This window comes from Bradyrhizobium sp. STM 3566, assembly GCF_045571445.1.
Classification (GTDB): domain Bacteria; phylum Pseudomonadota; class Alphaproteobacteria; order Rhizobiales; family Xanthobacteraceae; genus Bradyrhizobium; species Bradyrhizobium vignae.
On sequence record NZ_CP120692.1, the window covers coordinates 2,049,045 to 2,071,782 of the forward strand.

At 65.4% G+C, this 22,738-nt stretch carries 22 protein-coding genes; 8 read left to right on the forward strand and 14 right to left on the reverse strand.

Annotated elements, in window-relative coordinates; translation table 11 throughout:
* Nucleotides 1-121: 121 nt before the first annotated feature.
* A complete protein-coding gene (locus P6U27_RS09730) occupies nucleotides 122-1,951 on the reverse strand; it encodes an aminopeptidase P family protein (protein ID WP_407193934.1) in 1,830 nt (609 codons plus the stop codon).
* Between the two features lie 187 nt (nucleotides 1,952-2,138).
* On the opposite strand from P6U27_RS09730, the gene P6U27_RS09735 reads away from it, so the two are divergent.
* The gene (locus P6U27_RS09735; protein WP_122401984.1) at nucleotides 2,139-2,318 is read left to right on the forward strand and encodes a hypothetical protein; all 180 of its coding nucleotides are present in this window, start codon (nucleotides 2,139-2,141) and stop codon (nucleotides 2,316-2,318) included.
* A 67-nt stretch (nucleotides 2,319-2,385) separates the two neighbouring features.
* Here the strand turns inward: P6U27_RS09735 and P6U27_RS09740 are convergent, their stop codons facing one another.
* Entirely contained in the window at nucleotides 2,386-3,273 is an 888-nt protein-coding gene (locus P6U27_RS09740; RefSeq protein ID WP_407193935.1) for a 50S ribosomal protein L11 methyltransferase, read from the reverse strand.
* 163 nt (nucleotides 3,274-3,436) lie between these two features.
* Here P6U27_RS09740 and P6U27_RS09745 point away from each other — a divergent pair, with 163 nt between their 5' ends.
* Nucleotides 3,437-3,592: a Flp family type IVb pilin gene (locus P6U27_RS09745; RefSeq protein ID WP_122406505.1), complete on the forward strand. Its 156-nt coding sequence runs from the start codon at nucleotides 3,437-3,439 to the stop codon at nucleotides 3,590-3,592.
* Nucleotides 3,593-3,712: 120 nt separating this feature from the next.
* Here P6U27_RS09745 and P6U27_RS09750 read toward each other — a convergent pair whose 3' ends face one another.
* Both P6U27_RS09750 and P6U27_RS09755 read right to left on the reverse strand, forming a co-directional pair.
* Complete coding sequence (locus P6U27_RS09750; RefSeq protein WP_407193936.1) at nucleotides 3,713-3,898, reverse strand: hypothetical protein; 186 nt, start codon at nucleotides 3,896-3,898, stop codon at nucleotides 3,713-3,715.
* Nucleotides 3,899-4,070: 172 nt separating this feature from the next.
* Nucleotides 4,071-5,681: a phytoene desaturase family protein gene (locus P6U27_RS09755; protein WP_407193937.1), complete on the reverse strand. Its 1,611-nt coding sequence runs from the start codon at nucleotides 5,679-5,681 to the stop codon at nucleotides 4,071-4,073.
* A 229-nt stretch (nucleotides 5,682-5,910) separates the two neighbouring features.
* Between P6U27_RS09755 and P6U27_RS09760 the strand changes: the two genes are divergently transcribed.
* Nucleotides 5,911-8,190 carry a fused MFS/spermidine synthase gene (locus P6U27_RS09760; protein WP_407119937.1) on the forward strand — a complete coding sequence of 760 codons (2,280 nt, stop codon included), beginning with the start codon at nucleotides 5,911-5,913 and terminating at the stop codon, nucleotides 8,188-8,190.
* An 83-nt stretch (nucleotides 8,191-8,273) separates the two neighbouring features.
* Here the strand turns inward: P6U27_RS09760 and P6U27_RS09765 are convergent, their stop codons facing one another.
* The gene (locus tag P6U27_RS09765) at nucleotides 8,274-9,269 is read right to left on the reverse strand and encodes a glycerophosphodiester phosphodiesterase (protein ID WP_407193938.1); all 996 of its coding nucleotides are present in this window, start codon (nucleotides 9,267-9,269) and stop codon (nucleotides 8,274-8,276) included.
* A gap of 38 nt (nucleotides 9,270-9,307) precedes the next feature.
* Complete coding sequence (locus tag P6U27_RS09770; protein ID WP_407193939.1) at nucleotides 9,308-10,081, reverse strand: L,D-transpeptidase; 774 nt, start codon at nucleotides 10,079-10,081, stop codon at nucleotides 9,308-9,310.
* Between the two features lie 301 nt (nucleotides 10,082-10,382).
* On the opposite strand from P6U27_RS09770, the gene P6U27_RS09775 reads away from it, so the two are divergent.
* Nucleotides 10,383-10,703 carry a hypothetical protein gene (locus P6U27_RS09775; protein WP_407193940.1) on the forward strand — a complete coding sequence of 107 codons (321 nt, stop codon included), beginning with the start codon at nucleotides 10,383-10,385 and terminating at the stop codon, nucleotides 10,701-10,703.
* Nucleotides 10,704-10,751: 48 nt separating this feature from the next.
* Here P6U27_RS09775 and P6U27_RS09780 read toward each other — a convergent pair whose 3' ends face one another.
* Both P6U27_RS09780 and P6U27_RS09785 read right to left on the reverse strand, forming a co-directional pair.
* Nucleotides 10,752-11,513 (reverse strand): ABC transporter permease, encoded by a 762-nt coding sequence (locus P6U27_RS09780; RefSeq protein WP_122401991.1) that lies wholly within the window; start codon nucleotides 11,511-11,513, stop codon nucleotides 10,752-10,754.
* Complete coding sequence (locus P6U27_RS09785; protein WP_407193941.1) at nucleotides 11,510-12,433, reverse strand: ABC transporter ATP-binding protein; 924 nt, start codon at nucleotides 12,431-12,433, stop codon at nucleotides 11,510-11,512. Before P6U27_RS09785 ends, P6U27_RS09780 begins: the two co-directional genes overlap by 4 nt.
* A 289-nt stretch (nucleotides 12,434-12,722) precedes the next feature.
* Between P6U27_RS09785 and P6U27_RS09790 the strand changes: the two genes are divergently transcribed.
* Both P6U27_RS09790 and P6U27_RS09795 read left to right on the forward strand, forming a co-directional pair.
* On the forward strand, nucleotides 12,723-13,442 hold the full coding sequence (locus tag P6U27_RS09790; RefSeq protein WP_122401993.1) for a hypothetical protein: 720 nt from the start codon (nucleotides 12,723-12,725) through the stop codon (nucleotides 13,440-13,442).
* A 101-nt stretch (nucleotides 13,443-13,543) separates the two neighbouring features.
* Nucleotides 13,544-14,485, forward strand: coding sequence for a LysM peptidoglycan-binding domain-containing protein (locus tag P6U27_RS09795; protein ID WP_129146010.1), 942 nt, complete (start codon nucleotides 13,544-13,546; stop codon nucleotides 14,483-14,485).
* Between the two features lie 43 nt (nucleotides 14,486-14,528).
* On the opposite strand, the gene P6U27_RS09800 is transcribed toward P6U27_RS09795, so the two are convergent.
* Nucleotides 14,529-15,602 carry a tartrate dehydrogenase gene (locus P6U27_RS09800; RefSeq protein ID WP_407119934.1) on the reverse strand — a complete coding sequence of 358 codons (1,074 nt, stop codon included), beginning with the start codon at nucleotides 15,600-15,602 and terminating at the stop codon, nucleotides 14,529-14,531.
* Between the two features lie 21 nt (nucleotides 15,603-15,623).
* Nucleotides 15,624-16,922 carry an MFS transporter gene (locus tag P6U27_RS09805; protein ID WP_407119933.1) on the reverse strand — a complete coding sequence of 433 codons (1,299 nt, stop codon included), beginning with the start codon at nucleotides 16,920-16,922 and terminating at the stop codon, nucleotides 15,624-15,626.
* Nucleotides 16,923-17,202: 280 nt separating this feature from the next.
* Here P6U27_RS09805 and P6U27_RS09810 point away from each other — a divergent pair, with 280 nt between their 5' ends.
* Nucleotides 17,203-18,120, forward strand: coding sequence for a LysR family transcriptional regulator (locus P6U27_RS09810; protein WP_122401997.1), 918 nt, complete (start codon nucleotides 17,203-17,205; stop codon nucleotides 18,118-18,120).
* Between the two features lie 36 nt (nucleotides 18,121-18,156).
* Nucleotides 18,157-18,981, forward strand: a complete 825-nt coding sequence (locus P6U27_RS09815; RefSeq protein ID WP_122401998.1) for an aspartate dehydrogenase — start codon at nucleotides 18,157-18,159, stop codon at nucleotides 18,979-18,981.
* Between the two features lie 3 nt (nucleotides 18,982-18,984).
* On the opposite strand, the gene P6U27_RS09820 is transcribed toward P6U27_RS09815, so the two are convergent.
* The 4 genes from P6U27_RS09820 to P6U27_RS09835 form a co-directional block, all read right to left on the reverse strand.
* Nucleotides 18,985-20,289: a PQQ-dependent sugar dehydrogenase gene (locus tag P6U27_RS09820; RefSeq protein WP_407193942.1), complete on the reverse strand. Its 1,305-nt coding sequence runs from the start codon at nucleotides 20,287-20,289 to the stop codon at nucleotides 18,985-18,987.
* A gap of 174 nt (nucleotides 20,290-20,463) precedes the next feature.
* Complete coding sequence (locus tag P6U27_RS09825; RefSeq protein WP_028178310.1) at nucleotides 20,464-21,090, reverse strand: isoprenylcysteine carboxylmethyltransferase family protein; 627 nt, start codon at nucleotides 21,088-21,090, stop codon at nucleotides 20,464-20,466.
* Between the two features lie 27 nt (nucleotides 21,091-21,117).
* A complete protein-coding gene (locus P6U27_RS09830) occupies nucleotides 21,118-22,149 on the reverse strand; it encodes an NAD-dependent epimerase/dehydratase family protein (protein ID WP_407193943.1) in 1,032 nt (343 codons plus the stop codon).
* 28 nt (nucleotides 22,150-22,177) lie between these two features.
* Nucleotides 22,178-22,696 (reverse strand): DUF962 domain-containing protein, encoded by a 519-nt coding sequence (locus tag P6U27_RS09835; RefSeq protein WP_162500174.1) that lies wholly within the window; start codon nucleotides 22,694-22,696, stop codon nucleotides 22,178-22,180.
* Between the last annotated feature and the right edge of the window lie 42 nt (nucleotides 22,697-22,738).

The window sequence follows — 22,738 nt, forward strand, 5'->3', positions numbered from 1 at the left end:
CGTGCGTTTGCTGTCTCTGGAATACTGGATGCCCCGCCCCAGTGCGCAACTGCGCACAAGGCGGGGCATGACACCTGTGGTGAGGAAGCAGCGTTGCGCAAATCAGGTAGCGCCATGCGCACTACGCCTTCAACTCCGCCGTCGCCTGACCGAGCCAGGCCCTCGTCGCATCGTCCAGCGCCGGCCGCACCTCGGCCTTCACGCGCGCATGGTAGGCATTGAGCCAGTCGAGTTCGTCCTTGCTCAGCATCGCCACGTCGACCAGCCGGCGGTCGATCGGCGCCAAGGTCAGCGTCTCGAACGCGTTCATCGGCTTTTCGGCGCCCTTGATGTCGGCCGCGACCACCAGCTCCAGGTTCTCGATGCGGATGCCGAAGCCGTCGGTCTTGTAGTAGCCGGGCTCGTTGGAGAGGATCATGCCGCGCTTCAGCGGCGTGGTGCCGAGCTTCGAAATTCGCGCGGGCCCTTCGTGCACCGAGAGATAGCTGCCGACGCCGTGGCCGGTGCCGTGCTCGAAATCAAGGCCCGCGGACCAGAGATATTGTCGTGCCAGCGTGTCGAGTTGCGCGCCCGTGGTGCCGTCCGGAAAGACGGCGCGCGCGATCGCGATATGGCCGCGCAACACGCGGGTGAAGCGGTCGCGCATCTCGTCCGTCGGCTCGCCCACCGCCATGGTGCGCGTGACGTCGGTGGTGCCGTCCTCATATTGCGCGCCGGAATCGATCAGCAGGAGATCGCCGGGTGCGATCCGCCGGTTGCTCTTGCGGGTGACGCGGTAGTGCACGATGGCGCCGTTCGGACCGGTGCCGGAGATGGTCGGGAACGACACGTCCTTGAGCGCGCCGGTGTCGCGGCGGAAGGTTTCCAGCGCCTCGACCGCGTCGATCTCGGTGAGCTTGCCGCTCGGCGCCTCGCGATCGATCCATGCGAGGAAGCGCGCCAGCGCTGCGGCGTCGCGCACATGGGCCGTCTTGGTGCCATTGATCTCGGTCGCGTTCTTGACCGCTTTGAGCAGTGCAACCGGATCGTTGCCACGCACCGGCTTGCCGCCGGCGCCCGCGATCAGGCGGCTGAGTGCGTCGGCCGCGGTGGCGTTGTCCAGCGCGATCGCCGCGCCGCTTTTGGCCAGCGCCATCAGCGTCGGCGCCATGGCGTCCGGTTCGCGCACGTCGGCGGCTTGCTCGAGATGGTCGCGTGTGAGGTTGGAGAGCTTGCGGTGGTCGATGAAGATGGTGGGGCGGCCGTCCTTCGGCACCAGCGCGTACGACAACGGCAGCGGCGTATGGGCGACGTCGGCGCCGCGGATGTTGAAGGTCCAGGCCACCGCATGACTGTCCGACAGCACCAGCGCATCGGTGCCGAGCTTGGCGATCTCGGCCCTGATCTGCGTCAGCTTTTCCGCTTCAGTGACACCGGCATGTTGGAGGCTGTGCACGGCGACGGGGGCGAGCGGCGGCCGCGGCCGGTCCTGCCAGATCACGTCGATCGGATTGCTGTCGACGGCCACCAGCTCGGCGCCGGCCTTGGCGCAGGCTGCGGACAGGCGTTCCGCTGCTGAAAAAGTGTGCAGCCACGGATCAAATCCAAGGCGGTCACCGGCTTTCAGATGCGCCGACACCCAGCTCTCCGGCGGTGGGTCGACCAGCGATTCCACGGCCCAGGCCTTGGCGTCGACCTGCTTGGCGGCCTGAAGCGTGTAGCGGCCGTCGACGAACACCGCAGCTTCCTGCGTCAGCACCACCGCCAGGCCCGCCGAGCCCGTAAAGCCGGTCAGCCAGGCCAGCCGCTCTTCCGATGGCGGCACATATTCGTTCTGCTGCTGGTCGGCGCGCGGAACGACGAAGCCGGTCAGCTTGCGACGGGCGAGTTCTTCGCGAAGTGCAGCCAGCCGTGCCGTCAATGCGACGCCGGCCTCCGGCTCCTCGAATGTCTGGAAGTGTGCTTCGAACATGGTGGATCACTTTAGGATCATGGGCATCGGTCCGCAATGTAGACGCATTTGCGGCGCATCTGGCATGGACTGTGCTTGAAATAGTTCCATTCGCATTGAGTGGAGCAAAGGATGCGGCAGTTGCGCTTCGTCCGAATAACAGGGAAATTCGAGCAGGTGGTTCATCTCAACGGCGAGGGGACACACGATGCCAGCGTTCACGTTTGAGAAGATTTCGCCGCCGGTGCGCCGGGCCCCGACTGCGGCGGTACCGAAGAAGCCGCGCGGCCTCATCAGCCAGATGATCGACCGTTTCGCCGAGCGGCGCGCGCGGCGCACTTTGCAGGACGATCGCGCGATACGCCGCGACGAGAAGCCGGCGGAGTAGCGCGGCGTCGCTCGTTACCTTTCCCCGCAAGCGGGGCACGGGAGCGCACCGGCGCCGCGGAGGCGTTTTACCCCAGCTTCCGCAGCAACAGGCTGCTCCATCCCTCGATCCTCACATGCCGCAGTGGCACCAGGCCGCGCGCGCGGTAGGCGGCGATTACGGCCGGGGCCTGATGCGTCAGCAGGCCGGAGAGGATGACGCGGGCGCCAGGCGCGAGGTGCCGCGCCATCGGGCTCGCCAATTGCCGCAGCGGATTGGCTAGGATGTTGGCGAGCACCAGGTCGAACGGACGCGCGCGCGCAAAATCCGGCGCGGCAAAGCCCGTGGCGCGGATCACCCGCACATGATTGCCAACTTCATTCAGCGAGGCGTTCTCAGCCGCCACCCGCACCGAGGGCGGATCGATGTCGGAGGCCAGCACTGCGCGATGCAGCGCCTTCGCGGCTGCGATCGCCAGCACGCCGGTCCCGGTGCCGAGGTCGAGCACGTTGCGCGGCCGGGAACTCTTCAGGAAATGGTCAAGCAGAAGTAAACAGCCGCGCGTGGTGCCATGATGGCCGGTGCCGAAGGCGAGCGCCGCCTCGATCTCGATGGCGAGCTTGTTCGGCGCCACACGGTCACGGTCATGGCTGCCGTGCACGACGAAGCGCCCGGCCGGGACCGGGACGAGATCCTCCAGGCTGGCCTTGACCCAGTCCTTGGCCTCGATCGTGTCGAAGGCGAGCGTCGCGGCGATCTCATTTCCTGCGGACGTTGCAACGAGTTCGCGCAGCCATGCCTGATCCGGCGCCTCAGCGAAGTGGAGCGTGACGTCCCATTGTCCGTCCGGCCGCTCGAAGGCGGCGACCGCCGCATCGCCATCGAAAAACACCTCGGTGAGCACGTCGACGACGCGTCTGGCGTCGGCCTCACTGCCGATCGAAAAGCTGGCGCGATGGGTGGGGGAAGGCTGCATTCAGGGTTCCGTTGAGCTCAATTTTTGCAACTTTTGCTGCCAATTTTCCGGACAAATTGCGGTTCGCCGGTTAATCCGCCCCTAGCTTGTCTCCCGTACATTTCCGGATGTTGAAGAAACCCGACACAGCTTGGGATTGAAACGGGAGCGAGTCTTGAAGCGCATGATTCAGAAGTTCTGGTCGGACGAGTCCGGTGCAACCGCGATCGAATACGGCTTGATCGCCGCGGGTATCGCCCTGGCGATCATCACCGTGGTGAACGGCCTGGGCACCACCATGAACGACAAGTTCACTTCGATTAACACCTCCTTGAAGTAATTTCCGCCGGCATTTCAGAGCGGGAGCTATTTTCTTCCAAGGCTGCTCTGATCACCGCCCGCCAGGGGATTCCCATGGTGGGCGAGGCCGTTTGGGCTCGCAGGAATGCCCGGCAATGCCTCAGTTCGAATTGGGCGGCCTAAAGCCAGAGACCAGTTGGATGTGAATGTCTTGGGCGACTATTTGGCGCGCCCATTCGGCCTGATCTTCCGCAATCAGTTTCGCGACCAGCAATTCATCCACGATCGAGGCGGCAATTTGCTCGCTCCAGCGGAAATCTTCTGCGTTTCTCTTCTCGTCGATCATGCGAGCGCTACCCGACGTCCACAGCCTCTCCGCTCGTCATTCGGAGGCCATCCACTGCCTTATACCTTACTTGTCCCGCGGCTTTTCCACAGCCTGTTCCGGGCTTGTCCTGAGAAGCCGTCCAGTTTCGCCACAGACCTTTCGACAGCCTGTCCACAACCAATCCGCAGTCCTATCCACGGCTTCCGAACAGGGACCGGTGATCCCGCAGGATCACCTGGGCGGCGTTGTGCCCGGGGGCGCCGGTGACGCCACCGCCGGGGTGGGCGCCGGAGCCGCAATGGTAGAGGCCCCTCAACGGCCCGCGATAGTCGGCGTGGCCCAGCATCGGCCGCGCCGAGAACAACTGGTTCAGCGTCAGCGCGCCGTGGAAGATGTCGCCTCCCAGCAGACCGAATTGCCGCTCGAGATCGAGCGGTGACAGGATCTGACGGCCGAGCACGCTCGCCGCAAAACCCGGCGCGTATTGATCCACCGTCGCGATCATGAGATCGGCGACCTCTTCACGATGGTCGTCCCACGACTTCCCACCGGGGAGCGTTGGTGCGACATGCTGACAGAACAGGCTCGCGACGTGTTTGCCGGCGGGCGCCAGCGTGTCGTCGAGCGTTGAGGGGATCAGCATCTCGACGACGGGCTCACGGCTCCAGCCCTGCGCCCGCGCATCGAGATAGGCGCGGTCCATGTAGTCGAGGCTCGGCGCCAGGATGATGCCGGAAGAGAGATGATCGCCTTCGCCCGGCAGCGCCGTGAAGGAGGGCAGGCGGTCCAGCGCCACGTTCATGCGGAAGGTGCCGGAGCCGTTCTTCCAGTGCCGGATGCGAGCGAGGAAATCCGCAGGGAGAGCGTCGGCCGCGATCAGTCGCGTGTAGAGCAGCTTCGGATTGACGTTGGCCGCGATATATTTCGCGCGGATGCTGGCGCCGTTCTCCAGCGCGACGCCGACGGCGCGGTCGCGTTCGACGATGATCTCACGGACGCCGGCATCCGTTTCGATCACGACGCCGCGCTCGCGTGCCGCGCGCGCCATCGCCTGCGTGATCGCGCCCATGCCGCCGATGGCGTGGCCCCAGACACCCTTCTTGCCGTTCACCTCGCCGAAGGCGTGATGCAGCATCACATAGGCCGAGCCGGGGGCGTAGGGGCTGGCATAGTTGCCGACGATGGCATCGAAGCCGAACAGCGCCTTGACCAGATCATGTTCGAAACGTTCGTCCAGCATTTCGCCGGCCGAACGGGTGAACAGATCGAGCAGGCTGCGGCTCTGTTCCAGCGTGAGGCCGCGCAGGATGTTGGCGCTCTGCAGCGCGTTCACGGCCTCGCGGATCGCATTCGTGCCGAAGCCCTCGAGCAGGTTCGGCGGCGCGCGCAGCACGAATTGCCTGAGCACGTCGGCGATGTCTTCCAGCTCGCGCGCGAAGCCGTCGAGAGCCTCCGCATCATGCGCGCTGAGCCGCGCGACCGACGCTTTCGTCCGCCCCTCGCCGGTGAGGAGATGGCTGGCATCCGGCGCCGGCAGAAAATTCTGCGCGCGCCGTTCGACGATGCGCAGGCCTTGTTCCGCAAGATTCAAATCGCGGATCACCCGCGGATTGAGCAGGCTCACGGTATAAGCCGCGACCGAATTGCGGAAACCGGGGTGAAACTCCTCCGTGACCGCTGCGCCGCCGACCACCTTGCGACGCTCGACCACGCGCACCCGCAGGCCTGCCATCGCGAGATAGGCCGCACAGGTGAGGCCGTTATGGCCAGCGCCGATGATGATGACGTCGGTTTCGGTCATGATTTCCTTGGCGTCATCTCCGGGGCGATGCGCAGCATCGAACTATGTTGCGGGCTCCGCACCGGAGAATCTCGAGGTTCCGTGTTCGCCTCTTCGAGGCGCCCCGGAACGACATCTCTACATCAAGCATTTCCCGCTGCAACATCACGACACCCTTTGTTGCCCGTTCAGGCGCCTTGTGCTCCATTGCGCGCGTCCGGCGCCCGCCGGGTTTTGAGCCGGAGCTCCCATGGATTCGATCGTGCAACCCGCGGCCACGGAGCAGTCGTCTCCTTCGCGCAACCGGCTGCTGCTGGCGGTCTACACCGCCGCGATCTTCGTCAGCGCGCTGCTGCTGTTCTCGGTGCAGCCGCTGTTCACGAAGATGGTGCTGCCGCGGCTCGGCGGCTCGCCTGCGGTGTGGTCGGTGGCCATGGTGTTCTTCCAGTCGCTGTTGCTCGCCGGCTACGCCTATGCACATCTGCTGATGCAGGTGAGGAACCGCATCGTTCCGGTGGCGGTGCATCTGGTGCTGCTGATCGCGGCCTTCGCCACGCTGCCGCTCGGCATCGCCTCCGCCTATGGCGAGCCGCCCGCTTCGGGCTACGCGTTCTGGCTGCTCGGCCTGTTCGCGGTCTCGATCGGGCTGCCGTTCTTCGCGCTCGCGGCCAACAATCCGCTGCTGCAGGCCTGGTTCGTCCGCACCGGCCATCCCGCGGCCCACGATCCCTATTTCCTCTATGCCTCATCGAACATCGGCAGCTTCCTCGCGCTGCTGTCCTATCCGTTCGTGCTGGAGCCGATGTTCACGCTGCAGATGCAGAACCGGTTCTGGACCGGCGGCTATGGCCTGTTGATCCTTCTCATCGGCGCCTGCGGCGCGCTGTTGCTGCGTTCGCCCAAGTTGGCGGTGGCCGACGCGCTGGCGGAGGACGTGAATGCGCCCGCGCCCGGCCTCTTGACGCGGCTGCGCTGGATATTCCTCGCCGCAGTGCCGTCGGGCCTGCTCATCGCCGTCACCGCGCACATTTCGACCGACGTCGCGGCGGCGCCGCTGCTGTGGGTGCTGCCGCTCTCGCTGTACCTTTTGACCTGGGTCGTGGTGTTCCAGTCGCGGCCGTTATTGCCGCACAAATGGATGCTGATGCTCCAGCCGCTCGCGATCGCAGGCGTCGTCGTCCTGCTGGCCTTTGGCGGAGAGCAGAACCTGCTGCTGACGCTCGGCGGACATCAATTGTGCTTCTTCGTCATTGCCATGGCCTGTCACGGCGAATTGGCGCGGACGCGGCCGGCGGCCAGATATCTCACCGGGTTTTATGTGGCGCTGTCGTTCGGCGGCATGGTCGGCGGCCTGTTCGCTGGGCTCGTTGCGCCTTTCACGTTCACATGGATCGCCGAATATCCGATCCTGATCGCGCTCGCCGCGCTGTGCCGTCCGCCTGCGACCGAGCGGCTGGCGGGCATTGTGAGATGGTACTGGTTGGCGCTCGCCGCGCTCGCGGTAGCGCTCGTCGCGCCGTCGTACACCACGGGCGACCTCTCGACCTGGTTCGGGGATCATCGCGTCTGGGTCGCCGGCGCCGTCGGCGTGCTCGCCGCGCTGCTCGCGCTGATCCTCAATGCCGGTCGCTGGAAGATCTTTGCCACCGTCGCGCTCGCGCTGGCGTTGATCCGGGTTTATCCCGCAGACGAGGGCCGCGTCACGACGGTGCGCAGCTTCTTCGGAGTGCACAAGATCGTGGTGACGCCGGGCGGCTATTTCCACGTGCTCATGCACGGCACCACCATTCATGGCGCCGAGCGCTTTCGCAACGATGACGGCACGCCGGTCATCGGCCGGCCCGAGCCGATCACCTACTATCATCGGGACGGTGGCATCGGTCAGGCCGTCAGCGCGATCCGCGAGCGCAAGGGCGCGCCGCTCAAGGTCGCCGCGATCGGGGTTGGCTCGGGCACGCTCGCCTGCGCTGCCGAGCGAGGGGAGAGCTGGACTTTCTTCGAGATCGACCAGTCCATGGTCGACGCCGCGCGTGACCCCAGGAATTTCCGCTACATATCGAGCTGCATGCCGGACATGAAGCCCGTGATCGGCGATGCGCGCCTCACCTTCGCCAAGGAGCCCGATGGCGCCTATGATCTCATCATCGTCGATGCCTATTCGTCCGATGCGATTCCGATCCATCTTGCGACCGAAGAGGCGATGAAGATCTACAAGGACAAGCTCGCGCCGCACGGCGCCGTGGTGATGCACGTCTCCAACCGGCATCTGGATCTCGAGACCGTCGTGGTCGGCATTGCCGACGCCAACGATCTCAAGAGCTGGGTCTTCAACGAGGATTCGGGCCGCGATTCCGACTACATCTTCTCGACCGACGTCGTCATCTCCGCCCGGGAGGAGGCCGACATCGGCAGGCTCGCGTCCTCCAAGCAATGGGAGCAGACCGAAGCCGATGACAGGGTGCGGGTCTGGACCGACGACTATTCGAACATCCTGGGCGCGCTGTATCGGCGTTTAAGGGATGGGGAGTAGAGCTCGCGGCTCGAGTGATCTCGTGCCCCCGCTCTTCGTCGCGTCATTTCATGCCGCGCCGCGCCCGGGACACGAGACCGGTTCTAAGGCGCCACCGGCGTCCCCGCCGGCAACGCAATTCCCCTCTCGCCGGCAACCTGCCGCAGCAGGTCCGGCCTGTCCGAGATGATCCCATCGACGCCGAGCTCGATCATGCGCGCCATGTCGTCTCGCTTGTTCACCGTCCAGACCACGACGCGCAGCCCGAGCGCGTGAGCTTCCGAGACGAGCGCGGTGGTCACATCGCCGAAATAGGGCGACCAGATCGCGCCGCCCGCAGCCTTGATCGTCCGTGGCAGCGAGCCGCCGTGATCGGCCGGATTGAAGCCGGCCGTCCAGTTCGTCGCCTTGTCGAGCGCCACCGTCTGGCCCGTGCCGCGCTGGAGCGTCAGGTACACGGTTGGAATCGTGGGCGCCTGCCGCTGGACGAGCTGCAGGGTCCTCCAGTCGAACGACTGGACCATGACGCGATCGGAAAATCCTTCGGTCTCGATCACCCCGAGCAGCTTTGCGACGAAGGCCGCCGGATCTGGCGCTTCGTCCGGATGGTTCGGATCGATCTTGGTCTCGATGTTGAAGCGGACCTGCGTGTTGCCGGACTTGCGCACCAGCAAGAACAGCTCGCGCAGGGTGGGAATGCGCGTTCCCGGCACCGCACGCTGGTCGGGGAATTGTTTCGCATAGGCGCTGTCCGGCCGGATCTGGCCGACGTCATAGGTCCTGACCTCGTCGAGCCGCAGTCTTACGAAAGGCGTGCCGGGCGGAGTGATGTAGGCTCCATCGGAGCTGCGTGCGAGATCCGGATTGAGCCCGCGCTCATGCGAGATGACGATTTCGCCATCGGCAGTGACGCCGACGTCGAGCTCCAGCGTGTCGACGCCCATCGACAGCGCGTTGGCGAAGGCGGGCAGGGTGTTTTCCGGCAACAGCGCCCGCCCGCCGCGATGCGCCTCGAGGTCGAAGGCCACATCAGCTCCCATGGCCGGTCCCGCTATCAGAATCCAGAGCACAGTCGGAATGATCGTGGCACGTGACGGCATGGTGCCTCGGTCGGCGAGGGCGGTTGATGGCAGTCGCGTCAGTTCTGATAGTAATAGCCGCGCGGCTGATAATATTGCCGGGGCTGCGGCTGATAGTAGCCCTGCTGGCCGTAGCCTTGATTGTAATATGGCTGCGGCTGCTGCTGATAGACCTGCGCGTCATAAAGCGGGCGGCTTGCCGAGCGCGGCGCGGGATAGCGGGCGCCGGTGTCGCTGCCGTCGGCCGGATAGATGTAGTTGTCGTCCTGCGGCATGTAGCGGCGCGCGGGCTGCGCCGGCGGCGCCAGGTTCACGGGATCGCCCGTGGTCGCGTATTGCTCTTCGGCCGGTTGCGGTGCGCGGGCCACGGCATTGCGGCCGCGCGGATTGCGCGCCAGCGCCACCTGCGCCGAGCCGGTCAGCGTCACCGTGGTGTTGAGCACGCCCTGCTGCTGCACCAGGGCATAGAGCGTCGAGGCGTTCTGCCGCGACAGCCGCACGCAGCCATGGGAGGCGGGCGTGCCGAGACGGCTGACCGAATCCGTGCCGTGGATGGCGTGCCCGACCTTGGTGAAGAAGATCGAATGCGGCATCGGCGCGTCGTCGAATTCCTTGGAGAAATGATCCTCCTCCATGCGGAAGGCGCGGAAGGCACCGTTCGGCGTTTCGCGCGAGGGGATGCCGGTCGATACCGGCCAGTGATAGCGCGCCACGCCATCCACGGCGACGGTCATCTGCTGATTGTCCTTGTCGATGGTGATCTCGACCTTGGCCTGCGCGGTGCCCGCGCTCAAAAGCATCAGGGAAGTGAAAGCGATAAAAAATGAACGCATCTGACTCTCGGCCTCCGGCCTGTTCACGCTAGCGCCGCGGCTCTCCGTCCCCGGCGTGCAATATGCCTGCAATCCGGCTTTCGTTCCAGCGGCCTGCCCGCCATCGTTAACGTGATGTCCGACGTAAGCAAGGCCGCTTTGTGCCGCGCCGCCAGCTGCGATGCTGATATTTTCGAGAGCGGACATGCGTTCACATCGCCGACAATTCGTCACAAAGGCGCAACCATTTGGCCGCCCGGTGCGTTGATGATGGCCTGCCGATTGGCGGCCTTTCGCCGCCGCTTTTGCCATTGGACTGAAGATGAACAAAGCCCGTGTCAACGCCGCCGTCCTGCCGGCCGGCTTCCCCGTCCGCATGCTGTTCGCAGCTGCCGCCCTTCTCGCGCTATCGTCCTTGCCGCAAGCCGGTCACGCGCAGGGCATCGTGCGCGGTGCCCAGGAAGGATCCTATGAGGGCAACCGGATCGCCGGTCCCGTAGGGGGCGTGGTGGGTGGCGCCGTCGGCGCCGGTGTCGGCGGCGCCGTGGGTGCGGTGGAGGGCGTGTTCGGCATCCCGCACCGTCACTATCGCCACTGCCGTGGCTATTATGACGGCTACCATCGCTTCCACTGTTACCGGTGACGACCTCGTAGCCCGGATTACCCTTGCGCTCGGTCCGGGCTACGCGGGTCAATTCTTCAGCCGATACCCCGTGCGGAAAATCCACCATATCACGATCAGGCAGATCACCAGGAACGCCAGCGTCATGCCGACGCTGACGGAGACGCTGACGTCGGCGATCTCGTAGAAGCTCCAGCGGAAGCCCGAGACCAGATAGACGACCGGATTGAGCAGCGCGACCGTGCGCCAGCCCGTCGGCAGCATGTCGATGGAATAGAAGCTTCCGCCGAGGAAGGTCAGCGGCGTCACCACCAGCATCGGGATCATCTGCAGCTTCTCGAATCCGTCGGCCCAGATGCCGATGATGAACCCGAACAGGCTGAACGTCACTGCCGTCAGCACCAGGAAGGTCAGCATCCAGACCGGATGATGGATGTGCAGCGGCACGAACAGCCCGGCCGTCGCCAGGATGATCAGGCCCAAGATGATCGACTTGGTCGCGGCCGCGCCGACATAGCCGAGCACGATCTCGAAATAGGAGATCGGTGCCGACAGGATCTCGTAGATCGTGCCGGTGAATTTCGGGAAGTAGATGCCGAACGAGGCGTTGGCGATGCTCTGCGTCAGCACCGAGAGCATGATCAGGCCCGGCACGATGAAGGTGCCGTAGCTGACGCCCTCGACCTGGCTGATGCGCGAGCCGATCGCGGCGCCGAACACCACGAAATAGAGCGAGGTGGAGACCACAGGCGAGACGATGCTTTGCAGCAGCGTGCGCCAGGTGCGCGCCATTTCGAACAGATAGATGGCGCGGATGGCGCGGTGATTCATGACGTCCTCACGAGGTCGACGAAGATGTCCTCGAGCGACGACTGCGTCGTGTCGAGATCGTTGAAGCGGATGCCGGCGTTGCGCAAGTCGCTGAGCAGGCTGGTGATGCCGGTGCGCTCGCCTTTGGTGTCGTAGTCGTAGACCAGCGTCGCGCCGGAATCGCAGAGGTCGAGCTCGTAGTGTGCGAGGCTCTCCGGCAGCGACGAGATCTTGTTCTGCAGGTGCAGCGTCAGCCGCTTCTTGCCGAGCTTCTGCATCAAGGTCGTCTTGTCCTCGACCAGCACGATCTCGCCCTTGTTGATGACGCCGATGCGATCGGCCATCTCCTCGGCTTCCTCGATGTAGTGCGTGGTGAGGATGATGGTGACCCCGGATTGCTGCAGGCCGCGCACCACCTCCCACATGCCCTTGCGCAGCTCGACGTCGACGCCGGCGGTCGGCTCGTCCAGGAACAGGATTTGCGGTTCGTGCGACAGTGCTTTGGCGATCATCACGCGGCGCTTCATGCCGCCGGACAGCGTGATGATCTTGTTGTCCTTCTTGTCCCACAGCGAGAGGTCTTTCAGCACCTTCTCGATATGCGCGGGGTTCTTCGGCTTACCGAACAGGCCGCGGGAGAAGCTCACGGTCGCCCACACGCTTTCGAAAGCGTCGGTGTGCAATTCCTGCGGCACGAGGCCGATCAGCGAGCGCGCCTTGCGGTAGGAGGCCTGGATGTCCTCGCCGCCGACCAGAACCTTGCCTTCGCTGGGATTGGCGATGCCGCAGATGATGGAGATCAGCGTGGTCTTGCCCGCGCCGTTCGGGCCAAGCAGCGCGAAGATTTCGCCGCGCTTGATATCGAGATTGACGTTCTTGAGCGCCTTGAAGCCGGACCCGTAGGTCTTCGACAGATTGGCGACGGAAACGATGGAGGACATGATGGCCGCAAGGCTGAGGGGCAAAAGGCTGGGGAGGGAGGCTGGAACCTGCCGGGAAGGGCGGGGCAGCGGAGCCCTGAGATAGGAATGCCCTTGCCCGGTCGCAATTGGCCGGAGAAAAATGGTCTCAAAACGGACCGTTGAGTGGCAGGTTTCGGGCAAGTGTTGCGCAACCGCCACGGGCTGCCGCTAAGATTGTCACTCACGCGGCTCTTTGTTGCGTCTGCGAGCAGGCCATGGCTACGATTCCGGCCTATCGCAAAGCGTATCCTCTCCAAGGAAAACACCGATGAGACCGAACGGCCGTCACACCGTCGGCGCCAGCCAGTTGTCCGCCCTCCGTGTTTGGGCGGTAGGCCTGCTCCTGCTGTCAGCTGTTGCCATCAGCCCGACCACCGCCAAGGCCGCGCCGAGCCAGGCCGCGGTGGCGACCACGCATGTCTACCTGCTCCGTGGCGTGCTCAACATCTTCTCGCTCGGGCTCGACACGATCGGCGCGCGGCTTCAGGCGCAGGGCATCCCGGTGACCGTCGCCAACTTCGTTTCCTGGTCCTCGCTCGCCGATGAAGCGGCAGCTGCCTACAAGGCCGGCCGGCTCAAGACGATTATCCTGGTCGGCCATTCCTCCGGTGCGACCGCGCTGCCGGACATGATCGCCAAGCTCAACCAGCTCGGCGTGCCCGTGAAGCTCGCGATCGGCCTCGATTCCGTCTTCAAGACCAAGCTCTCGAGCGGCGCCGAGCGCTACATCAACATCTATATCGGCGACGGTCCGGGCGAGCCGGTGCGGGCTGCAGCGGGTTTCCGCGGCAAGCTCGACAATGTCGATGTCCGCGGCACCGGTGTTGGCCATATCTCGATCGACAAGAACGAGGCGATCCAGCGCCGCGTCATCGCCGAGATCGACGCCGCGATCATGCGCTCGCGCGCCCCGGCTGCTCCCGTCGCCGAACCCGGCGCGCCGCGGCAGGCCCGGTCGGCGGCGGCCGCTGCGCCGGCGAGGAACTAGTCTCGCACGACAAGACTTCGGCGCCGCAAAATCCGCCAATTTTGCGGTCATGAAGTACCGCAGAGGAGGCAATCGTCTCCGGTGGTGGGACTTCTCGACTGATGGCTGATTCAAGGCGACTAGTCGCGCTGGCAGCAGTCGTGCTGCTTGCCTTGAGCGGCGGCATGGCCGCTGCTTCTCCGGCCAAGTCCAAGACCGCCGCGGCCGTCCCCGCCGCGCCGCCGCCTCCGCCGTTCGAGCCTTTGCCGCCGCCGAAAATCTACCTGTTTCGCGGCGCCATGGGCCCGATCTTCTCGACCGGCATGGATCGGCTCAGCGAGAAGCTGACGCAGGCCGGCTTCTCGGCCGACGTCTATGAATTCACCCTGTGCCGGCTGATCGGCAACCGCGTCGTCGCCGGCTACAAGGAGAAGGCGGCGCCAATCGTGCTGATCGGCCACTCCATGGGCGGGCTGTGCTCGATCGTCATCTCGGAGATGGCGGCCAAGGAGAACATCCCGATCAGCCTGGTCATCGCCATCGATCCCGCACATGCGACCGGCGACGTGCCGCTCAACGTCGAGCGCTTCATCAACATCTTCCTGTCCGACAGCGTGCTCGGCGGCGGCGACGTCGTGGCCGTGCCCGGCTTTCGCGGCCATTATGCCAGCTATGACCTCAAGGAGAACGCACGCGTCTCGCACATCAACATCGAGAAGTCCGACGACATCCACCGCCAGATCGTCGAGATGGTGACGCAGCTCCCGCGCATTCCGCCGCAGACCCAGGCCGATGCCGTGCCGCTGCGCTATCTCGTGCCCGCGGATACGCTGGTCGAATTGTGGGACAGCGGCGTGCGGGTGCCGGTGCGCCGCGGCGACACCATGGAGAGCATCGCCGCAGCCAACCGCGTGCCGCTGTGGACGCTCGCGCAGAGCAACTCGCTGCCCGAGAACGCGCAGCTCACCCCGGGCCAGACCATCATCGTCCCCCGCCATCTGACACCGCCCGAGCCGGCCGCCGCGATGGCGGTGCCGCCGCCGGCTCCGGCGGGGCGGAGATAGGGACATTCTTCGCCTCTCCCCGCGTGCGGGGAGTGGAAGAGAGCTACACATTCGACCCCTGGATCGCGTCGATCACGGCGTCCGTCACTTCCTTCGTGGTCGCCTTGCCGCCGACATCCGGCGTCAGCACGCTGGCCGCGCAGACGCGCTCGACGGCCGCCATCAACCGGCTCGCCGCATCCTTCTCACCGAGATGCTCGAGCATCTGCACACCGGTCCAGAACGTCGCGACCGGATTGGCGATGCCCTTGCCGGTGATGTCGAAGGCGGAGCCGTGAATCGGCTCGAACATCGAGGGAAAGCGCCGCTGCGGATCGATGTTGCCGGTCGGCGCGACGCCGAGGCTTCCCGCCAGCGCACCGGCAAGATCCGAGAGGATGTCGGCATGGAGGTTGGTCGCGACGATGGTGTCGAGGCTCTTCGGTTGCAGCGTCATGCGGACCGTCATGGCGTCGACCAGCATCTTGTCCCAGGTGACGTCGGGGAATTCGGTCGCGACTTCCGCGGCAATCTCGTCCCACATCACCATGCCGTGGCGCTGCGCATTCGACTTGGTCACGACGGTCAGTAGCTTGCGTGGACGCGACTGCGCGAGCTGGAATGCATAGCGCATGATTCGTGTGACGCCGACGCGTGTGAACACGGCAACCTCGGTGCCGACCTCTTCCGGCAGGCCCTTGTGGGCGCGGCCGCCCATGCCGGCATATTCGCCCTCCGAATTCTCGCGCACGATCACCCAGTCGAGATCGCCGACGCCGACATTGCGCAGCGGTGAGGCGACGCCCGGCAAAATCTTGGTCGGCCGCACATTGGCGTATTGGTCAAAGCCCTGGCAGATCGGCAGGCGCAGCCCCCACAGCGTGATGTGGTCGGGCACGTCAGGCGCGCCGACCGCGCCGAAATAGATCGCGTCGAACTTCTTCAGTTCGCTGAGGCCGTCGGCCGGCATCATCACGCCGTGCTTCTTGTAATAGTCCGAGCCCCAGTCGAACGTTTTCACGTTGAAGGCGAGGTCGCCGCTGCGTTTTGCGAGAGCCTCCAGCACGCGGATTCCGGCCGAGATGACCTCGGGGCCGATGCCGTCGGCGGGAATGGCTGCGATCGAATGGGTACGCATGGGAAGGCTCCGTTTGAGAAGTCAGCGAGATTGCGGGACGGGTTCGATGGGCGCGGTTTTCGCGCGCGACAATAGCAGGGTCAGGACCGCCGAGAGAACGAGCAGGCCGGCGACGAAATAGAGCCCGCCGACGAAGCTGCCGGTCTGGTCCTTGATCCAGCCGATCATGGCGGGACCAGCGAAGCCGCCGAGATTGCCGATCGAGTTGATGGTGGCGATGCCCGCTGCAGCCGCAGGGCCGGACAGGAACAGCGTCGGCATGCTCCACAGCGGCGGTTTTGCCGAGGAGATGCCGATGTTCACGAGCGTCAGCGCGACCAGCACCGCGATCACGCCAGCCGCGAGGCCGGCATAGGCGAGGCCCAAGGCGGCGATCAGGCAGGCCCAGACGACGTGCCAGGTGCGCTCGCCGGTACGGTCCGAATGCCGCGCCCACAGGATCATGGCGATGACCGCGGCGGTTGCCGGCAGCGCATTGAGGAAGCCGACCTGGAGCGAGGACAGGCCGAACTGCTTGATGATCTGCGGCGCCCAGACGCCGAGCGTGTAGAGGCCGGCCGAGGTACCGAAATAGATCAGCGACAGTGCCAGTACGCGCGGATCGGCAAGGCCGCGCCAGATGCTGTGGCTGGCGCTGGCAGCCTTGCTGGTGGTTTCCACGTTCATGGTCTCGACCAGCCAGCGGCGCTCGGGATCACTGAGCCATTTCGCTTTCTCCGGGCGATCGGTGAGGAAGCCGAGCACGACGAAGCCGAGCAGCACGGCCGGCAGCGCCTCCAGCACGAACAACCATTGCCAGCCCTTGATGCCTAGCAGCCCGTCCATCTCCAGCAGCGCGCCGGAGATCGGTGAGCCCAGCACGGTCGAGAGCGGCGCGGCCGCCATGAACAGCGCCGTCACCGCCGCGCGTTGCCGTGCCGGGAACCAGTAGGAGAGATAGAGGATGATGCCGGGAAAGAAGCCGGCCTCGGCGACGCCGAGCAGGAAGCGCAGGATGTAGAAGCTGGTCGGCCCCTGCACGAACGCCATCGCGGCCGAGACCAGGCCCCAGGTGATCATCACCCGCGCGATCCAGATCCGCGCGCCGATCCTGTGCAGGATGATGTTGGAGGGCACCTCGAACAGGAAATAGCCCCAGAAGAAGATGCCGGCGCCAAAGCCGTAGACCGTGGGCGACAGGCCGACGTCCCTGTTCATCGTCAGCGAGGCAAAGCCGATATTGACGCGGTCGATGAAGGCGACGAAGTACAGCAGCATGATGAAGGGAACGATGCGCAAGGTGATCTTGCGCAGCACGCGCGTCTGAATCTCGCTTGCCACCCTGGCCTCCCGGTTGCCTTGTTGTCGTGTGGCGGACCGTGAGAGGTCCACGCCGGCAATGAGCCTAGGCGGGCGGAAGAGGCATACTCAATTGGCGCTGGTTTATACAAAAAAATGATATAATCCTCGAAAGGCCGCCACGACGTCATGGCCGGGCTTGACCCGGCCATCCACGCCTTGCGCCGCGGCAGGAGAACGTGGATGCCCGGGCCTTCGCCTCGCCGAAGCGGCTTCGGCCGCGCAGGCGGGACCAGCCCGGGCATGACGATGAGGACCGCAGATGGAATTGCACCAACTCCGATGCTTCGTGGCGGCGGCCGAGCAATTGCATTTCGGCCGCGCGGCGCAGCAGCTCCAGATGCTGCCCTCCGCGCTCGGCCGGCAGATCCGGCTGCTGGAGGAGGATCTGGGGACGCGGCTGTTTGCGCGGACCACGCGCGCGGTGTCGCTCACCGAGGACGGCGCGACGCTGCTGCGCGATGCCCGCGCCATCCTCACCAAGGTCGAGGCGGTCGAGAGCAACTTGCGCAACCGCTCGCGCGCGGGGGCCGCGCGGCGGTTGCGGGTCGGTGCCATCGACAGCGCGGCGGCGGGATTGCTGCCGCCGCTCTTGCGCGATTTCCGTGTCAGGCATCCCGAGATTGCGGTGCAGCTGCTCGAAGACAAGACCGTCCGGCTGCTGCCGAAGATTCTGACCGGCGCGCTCGATCTCGCCTTCGTCCGTCCGCCTGACCGGCGGGACAAGCGGCTTGAATTCCGCGACCTGCTGCAGGAGAGCGCCATCGTGGCGTTCCCGCAGCGGCATGCGCTGGCCGGACGAAAATCGATCACACTGGCCGACATCGCCGAAGAGGCGCTGCTGGTGCCGGACCGCCGCTCGCGGCCGCACAGCCACGACCTCACCATCAAACTGTTCGAGCAGGCCGGCCTGACGCCGCGCATCGTGCAGGTCGCCGACGAGAAGCAGACCATCATCAACCTCGTGGCAACGAAGCTCGGCGTCGCGATCGTGCCGCGCTGGACCGCGCGGATGGCGGTCTCGGGCGTGCGCTTCGTGCCGCTTCGGCCGAAGCAGAGCGGCCCCGTCGGCCGCCTGCCACTCGCCGCCGCGTGGCTGCGCGCCTCGCGCGATCCGGCCCGTGACGCCATGCTGGCGGTACTCGAGGTGCATCTGCGCAGCTATGCGCGAGAGGCGTGAGCGGCTATGACCTAAGCTGGAGAGAAGGTGGATGCGATGAATGAACAGAATGCGTCGAATGGATTGCGGGTGGCCATTGCAGGGCTGGGCTCGATCGGCACCAAGATCGCGACGGCGCTCGACCAAGGCATCGAAGGGCTCGCGCTGTCGGCCGTCGCAGTGCGCGACCCCGCAAGGCATCAGGCCTTCATGAACGGCCTGCGCCGTTCGCCACAAATCCTGCCGATCGACCAACTCGGCGAAGCCGCCGACATCGTGGTCGAATGCGCTCCGAGCCAGCATCTGCGCTCCATCGTCGAGCCCGCGGTGAAGCGGGGCAAGTCGGCGGTCGTCGTCAGCGTCGGCGGCCTGCTCGACAATTTCGATCTGGTCGATCTCGCCCGCGCCAATGGCGGCCGCATTCTCGTGCCGACCGGCGCGCTGATCGGCCTCGACGCCGTCAACGCCGCCGCCATCGGCACCATCCATTCGGTGAAGATGGTCACGCGCAAGCCGATCGACGGGCTGAAGGGCGCCCCCTTCATCGTCCAGAACAACATCGACATCGATAATCTGCGCGAGCCGCTCAAGCTGTTCGAGGGCAGCGCGCGCGAAGCGGCGAAGGGCTTTCCGGCGAACGTCAATGTCGCCGTTGCGCTGTCGCTGGCGGGGATCGGGCCCGATCGCACCCGGATCCAGGTTTGGGCCGACCCGACCGTGACGCGCAACGTTCATCGCATCGAGGTCGAGGCGGATTCGGCGCGGTTCTCGATGGGCATCGAGAACATCCCGTCCGAGAATCCCAAGACCGGACTGATCACCGCGCTCTCTGTGATCGCGCTGCTCCGCAAGCAGCGCGCCACGTTGTGCGTCGGGACCTAGCTCTTACGCCCCCGTCACGCGCCAGATCACGTTGCCGACGTCGTCGGCCATCAGCAGCGACTTCTTGTCGGGGCCGATCACGACGCCGACCGGACGGCCGTAGGATTCCTTCTCGTCCGGGGACAGGAAGCCCGACAGGATGTCGCGCGAGGGGCCGGACGGCTTGCCGTTCTCGAACGGAATGAACACCAGCTTGTAGCCGGACAGCTTGCTGCGATTCCACGAGCCGTGCTGGCCGATCACCATGCCGTCGGGGAAGCCGGGCAGGGTGCCTGCGGGCATCCAGCACAGGCCGAGCGAGGCGGTGTGGCCGCCGAGCGCGTAGTCCGGTTGAATCGCCCTGGCGACCATCGCCGGATCCTGCGGCACGCGGTCGTCGACGGTCTTGCCCCAGTAGCAATAGGGCCAGCCATAGAATCCGCCCTCGCGCACCGAGGTGAGATAGTCCGGCGGCGTCTCGTCGCCGAGGCCGTCGCGTTCGTTGACGACGGTCCAGAGCACGCCCGTCGTCGGCTCCCAGGCAAGGCCGACCGGATTGCGCAGGCCGGCCGCAAAAATGCGATGCGTGCCGGCGACGAGATCGAGCTCATAGACCGCGGCGCGGCCTTCCTCGACCTCCATGCCCATTTCGGCGATGTTGCTGAGCGAGCCGACGCCGGCATAGAGCTTCCTGCCGTCGGGGCTGGCGAGCAGGCTGCGCGTCCAGTGTCCGCCTGGCTTGAATGTGGTGAGCCGCTTGCCCGGCGCGGTGATGCGATCGGCATTGGCGACGTAAGGAAACGCCATCACGCCATCGGTGTTGCCGACATAGAAGGTGTCGCCGACCAGCGCCATCCCGAACGGCTGGTTGAGGTTCTCCATGAAGGCGCCGCGAACTTCGGCGACGCCATCGCCGTCCTTGTCGCGCAGCAGCGTGATGCGATTGGCGGAGACACCGAGCGCCGCGGCGCGCCGCATCGTCGCCTGCATCGCATAGTGAAATACTGTGCGCGGGGGACCTGCGATCTGCGTCGCCTCCGCGATCAGCACGTCGCCATTGGGCAGCACCTCGATCCAGCGCGGATGGTCGAGGCCGCTCGCGAACGCATTGACCTTGAGCCCGGACGCGACGGTCGGCTTCTGGCCCTCGCGCCAGCCGCGCGCGGTCGGCATCTTCAGCGTCGGGATCGCGCCTTGCGGCTTCGCCTCGGGAATGGCCGGCCGCTCTCCCCACGCCGGCGCGGGCTCGGTGCCCGACAGTTTTCGCCATTGCAGCGCGATGCCGCCGATGAACGCGACGAACTGCGCGAAGATGCTGGAGAACGTCATGAGAAGCCCCTGTTTGCGCGCGCATCCAACTGGCTGGCGGGGCACACGTCAACCTGTGCGACACGCCGGCGGGGCCTATTCCCGTGGAATGGCGGCCGATCGAATTTGCATGGGACGAACGCTACGCGTTGCAGCGCGTCCGGGAACACGAAAGTGGCGCGACTTGCTACGCCTTCACCGCGGCGACAGGAACGGAATGATCATCGGGACGCGGCGGCAATAGGCGCCGTAGGCGTCCTCGCCGAGCTCCTTCGACAGGAACACCTCTTCCATTCGGCCCTTCTGCCACATGCCGAGCGAGATCAGGATGGCGCCGAGGATCGCGGTCACCGTGCCGACCGCGATGCCGGTGGCCAGCATGCCGGCGATCAGGCCGGTGTAGATCGGATGACGGACGATGCCGTACGGGCCGGTGTCGATGACGCGATGGTCTTCCTTGTGAGTGATGGTGTTCGACCAGAACTTGCCGAGATGCAGCCGCCCCCACCAGGTGAAGGAGATGCCGGCGAGCACGATCAGCGCCGTGATGTAAACGGCCGTATTGCTGAACACCCAGAGCGGCTTTTCGTTCAGCACCTCGGCGGTCCACGGCGTGAACAGGATGCCGCCGACCAGGATCGGAATGCGATAGCGGCCGGACTCCAGAGTCATCACCTGCTTCTGCGTGCGCCCTTGCCAGAACGAGGCGCCGACCCAGCTCGCGAGCCAGGCGAGCCAGATCAAGGCGAGCAGTTGCGTCGGCCAGGTCGTGGTCCAACCACCCCAGGCGACAGAGAGAAGTTTGCTGAAATCGAAGGACATGAAGGTTCTTTGCGTTTGGGCGGCGGCTCAGCTCGCGCGCGAGGAGAGCGCGGGATGCTCGATGGCGCCGGAGGGCTGCTGGCCGTTGCGGGCGAGGAGATGGGTGATGGTTTCGCGCAGGACCGGCTCGATCGGGCGCGGCGAATAGCCGAGCTCGGTGCGCGCCTTGCCGATCGAGAGGTCGCTCGCGGCGAGCGCGATGCGCACGCCCTCGGCGGTGCCGTTGGGCGGCCGGCGGGTGACATGATCGGCGATGTATTCGAGCATGATGGCGGAGAGCTCGGCGATCTTTCCGGGCACGACGACCGGAAAATGCCGGCGGCCGCTCATCGCCGACATCATGCGCAGGATGTTGCCGAGCGGGACGCAGTCCCCGCCGAGGATGTAGCGGTGGCCGAGGCGCCCGCGTTCCATGGTTAGAACGAGGCCCATGGCGACGTCGCGGACGTCGACGAGATTGACCAGGAAGTTGAGATGCGGCTGCACCTTCTTCTGCAGGAAGTACCAGAGCATCGCGGTCGGCGGCGTCAGATTGTGGTCCGCGGCGCCGATCGGCATGGTCGGCGTGCCGATCACGAGCGGGAAGCCTGCGGCCGCCGCCTTGGCGGCATGGTGCTCGGCGAGCGATTTCGATCGCGTATAGGCGCCGGGCATCGCCTCGGCCGGCTGCAGCGCTTCTTCGGCGGGAACGCCTTTGAGGTCGGAATACGGAAACAGGATCGATTCGGTCGAGCAGTGCAGGAAGCGCGACACGCCGCGCTTCATTGCCGCCGCGAGCACGATTTCTGTGCCGCGGCAATTCACGTCGTGAAAGTCCTGCTTGTTGGCGACCCACATGCCGGGCAGGCCGGCGAGGTGATAGACCTGATCGACACCGGCGATCGCAGCGTCGACCGCGGCGCCGTCCAGCACCGAGCCGTGGACGTGTTCAACGTCCGCGTTCGCCGCGGTCGGCGCACGGACATCGAGAACACGGACCCGCTGCCCACGGGCGCGGAGCGCTTCTACGAGGTGATGTCCGATGAAGCCACTGCCACCGGTAACCAGGACGAGAGCCATGCAGAAGGTTGCTGTTTCGCTTTTGGAGCTATCGGGTTGAAAGGGAATTGGCCGGAAGAGGCGCCAGAATCGCGGCAAGGTCGCGACGGAAGCCCAATGCAATGAATAATTTTGCCATCACGAACATCGGCCCCAGCAAAAGATGCGAGGGAAAAGTGAATAACGAGGCCTCACGGCCTTCGAAAACCTTGTGGCCGATGGCCTGCGCGGCGAGGCCGAGCACCACCAGCGTGGCGAAAATCGCCCACATCGACGCGGTGCTGACTTGCGCCGCAATGGTCGCCGCAACCGAAAACAGCACGACGGAGACGGCCAGAATACCGAGCCCGAGCGCCGCGTCGAGCAGCAGCCAATAGATCAATACCGGCAAGGCCAGGATCACAGCCAGGCTGACGTTGAACCCGAGCAGCGGAAGCTTGACCAGCGTCAGCGGCAGTACGGCGCCGGTGAACAGCAGCAGAATGCCGACCACATGCATCGCCGTATTCCGGGGATCACGATGGTACTCGACATACACGGCAAGTTGGCGCTGGAAAAAGCCACCCATTTCGGTCTCATGCAGCACAGGGTCGGGAAGGGCGAACATTGG

Coding starts and splice junctions, on each gene's coding strand:
- P6U27_RS09730 (WP_407193934.1), bottom strand. CDS start 1,951: ATGTTCGAAGCACACTTCCAGACATTCGAGGAGCCGGAGGCCGGCGTC.
- P6U27_RS09735 (WP_122401984.1), top strand. CDS start 2,139: ATGCCAGCGTTCACGTTTGAGAAGATTTCGCCGCCGGTGCGCCGGGCC.
- P6U27_RS09740 (WP_407193935.1), bottom strand. CDS start 3,273: ATGCAGCCTTCCCCCACCCATCGCGCCAGCTTTTCGATCGGCAGTGAG.
- P6U27_RS09745 (WP_122406505.1), top strand. CDS start 3,437: ATGATTCAGAAGTTCTGGTCGGACGAGTCCGGTGCAACCGCGATCGAA.
- P6U27_RS09750 (WP_407193936.1), bottom strand. CDS start 3,898: ATGATCGACGAGAAGAGAAACGCAGAAGATTTCCGCTGGAGCGAGCAA.
- P6U27_RS09755 (WP_407193937.1), bottom strand. CDS start 5,681: ATGACCGAAACCGACGTCATCATCATCGGCGCTGGCCATAACGGCCTC.
- P6U27_RS09760 (WP_407119937.1), top strand. CDS start 5,911: ATGGATTCGATCGTGCAACCCGCGGCCACGGAGCAGTCGTCTCCTTCG.
- P6U27_RS09765 (WP_407193938.1), bottom strand. CDS start 9,269: ATGCCGTCACGTGCCACGATCATTCCGACTGTGCTCTGGATTCTGATA.
- P6U27_RS09770 (WP_407193939.1), bottom strand. CDS start 10,081: ATGCGTTCATTTTTTATCGCTTTCACTTCCCTGATGCTTTTGAGCGCG.
- P6U27_RS09775 (WP_407193940.1), top strand. CDS start 10,383: ATGAACAAAGCCCGTGTCAACGCCGCCGTCCTGCCGGCCGGCTTCCCC.
- P6U27_RS09780 (WP_122401991.1), bottom strand. CDS start 11,513: ATGAATCACCGCGCCATCCGCGCCATCTATCTGTTCGAAATGGCGCGC.
- P6U27_RS09785 (WP_407193941.1), bottom strand. CDS start 12,433: ATGTCCTCCATCGTTTCCGTCGCCAATCTGTCGAAGACCTACGGGTCC.
- P6U27_RS09790 (WP_122401993.1), top strand. CDS start 12,723: ATGAGACCGAACGGCCGTCACACCGTCGGCGCCAGCCAGTTGTCCGCC.
- P6U27_RS09795 (WP_129146010.1), top strand. CDS start 13,544: ATGGCTGATTCAAGGCGACTAGTCGCGCTGGCAGCAGTCGTGCTGCTT.
- P6U27_RS09800 (WP_407119934.1), bottom strand. CDS start 15,602: ATGCGTACCCATTCGATCGCAGCCATTCCCGCCGACGGCATCGGCCCC.
- P6U27_RS09810 (WP_122401997.1), top strand. CDS start 17,203: ATGGAATTGCACCAACTCCGATGCTTCGTGGCGGCGGCCGAGCAATTG.
- P6U27_RS09815 (WP_122401998.1), top strand. CDS start 18,157: ATGAATGAACAGAATGCGTCGAATGGATTGCGGGTGGCCATTGCAGGG.
- P6U27_RS09820 (WP_407193942.1), bottom strand. CDS start 20,289: ATGACGTTCTCCAGCATCTTCGCGCAGTTCGTCGCGTTCATCGGCGGC.
- P6U27_RS09825 (WP_028178310.1), bottom strand. CDS start 21,090: ATGTCCTTCGATTTCAGCAAACTTCTCTCTGTCGCCTGGGGTGGTTGG.
- P6U27_RS09830 (WP_407193943.1), bottom strand. CDS start 22,149: ATGGCTCTCGTCCTGGTTACCGGTGGCAGTGGCTTCATCGGACATCAC.
- P6U27_RS09835 (WP_162500174.1), bottom strand. CDS start 22,696: ATGGGTGGCTTTTTCCAGCGCCAACTTGCCGTGTATGTCGAGTACCAT.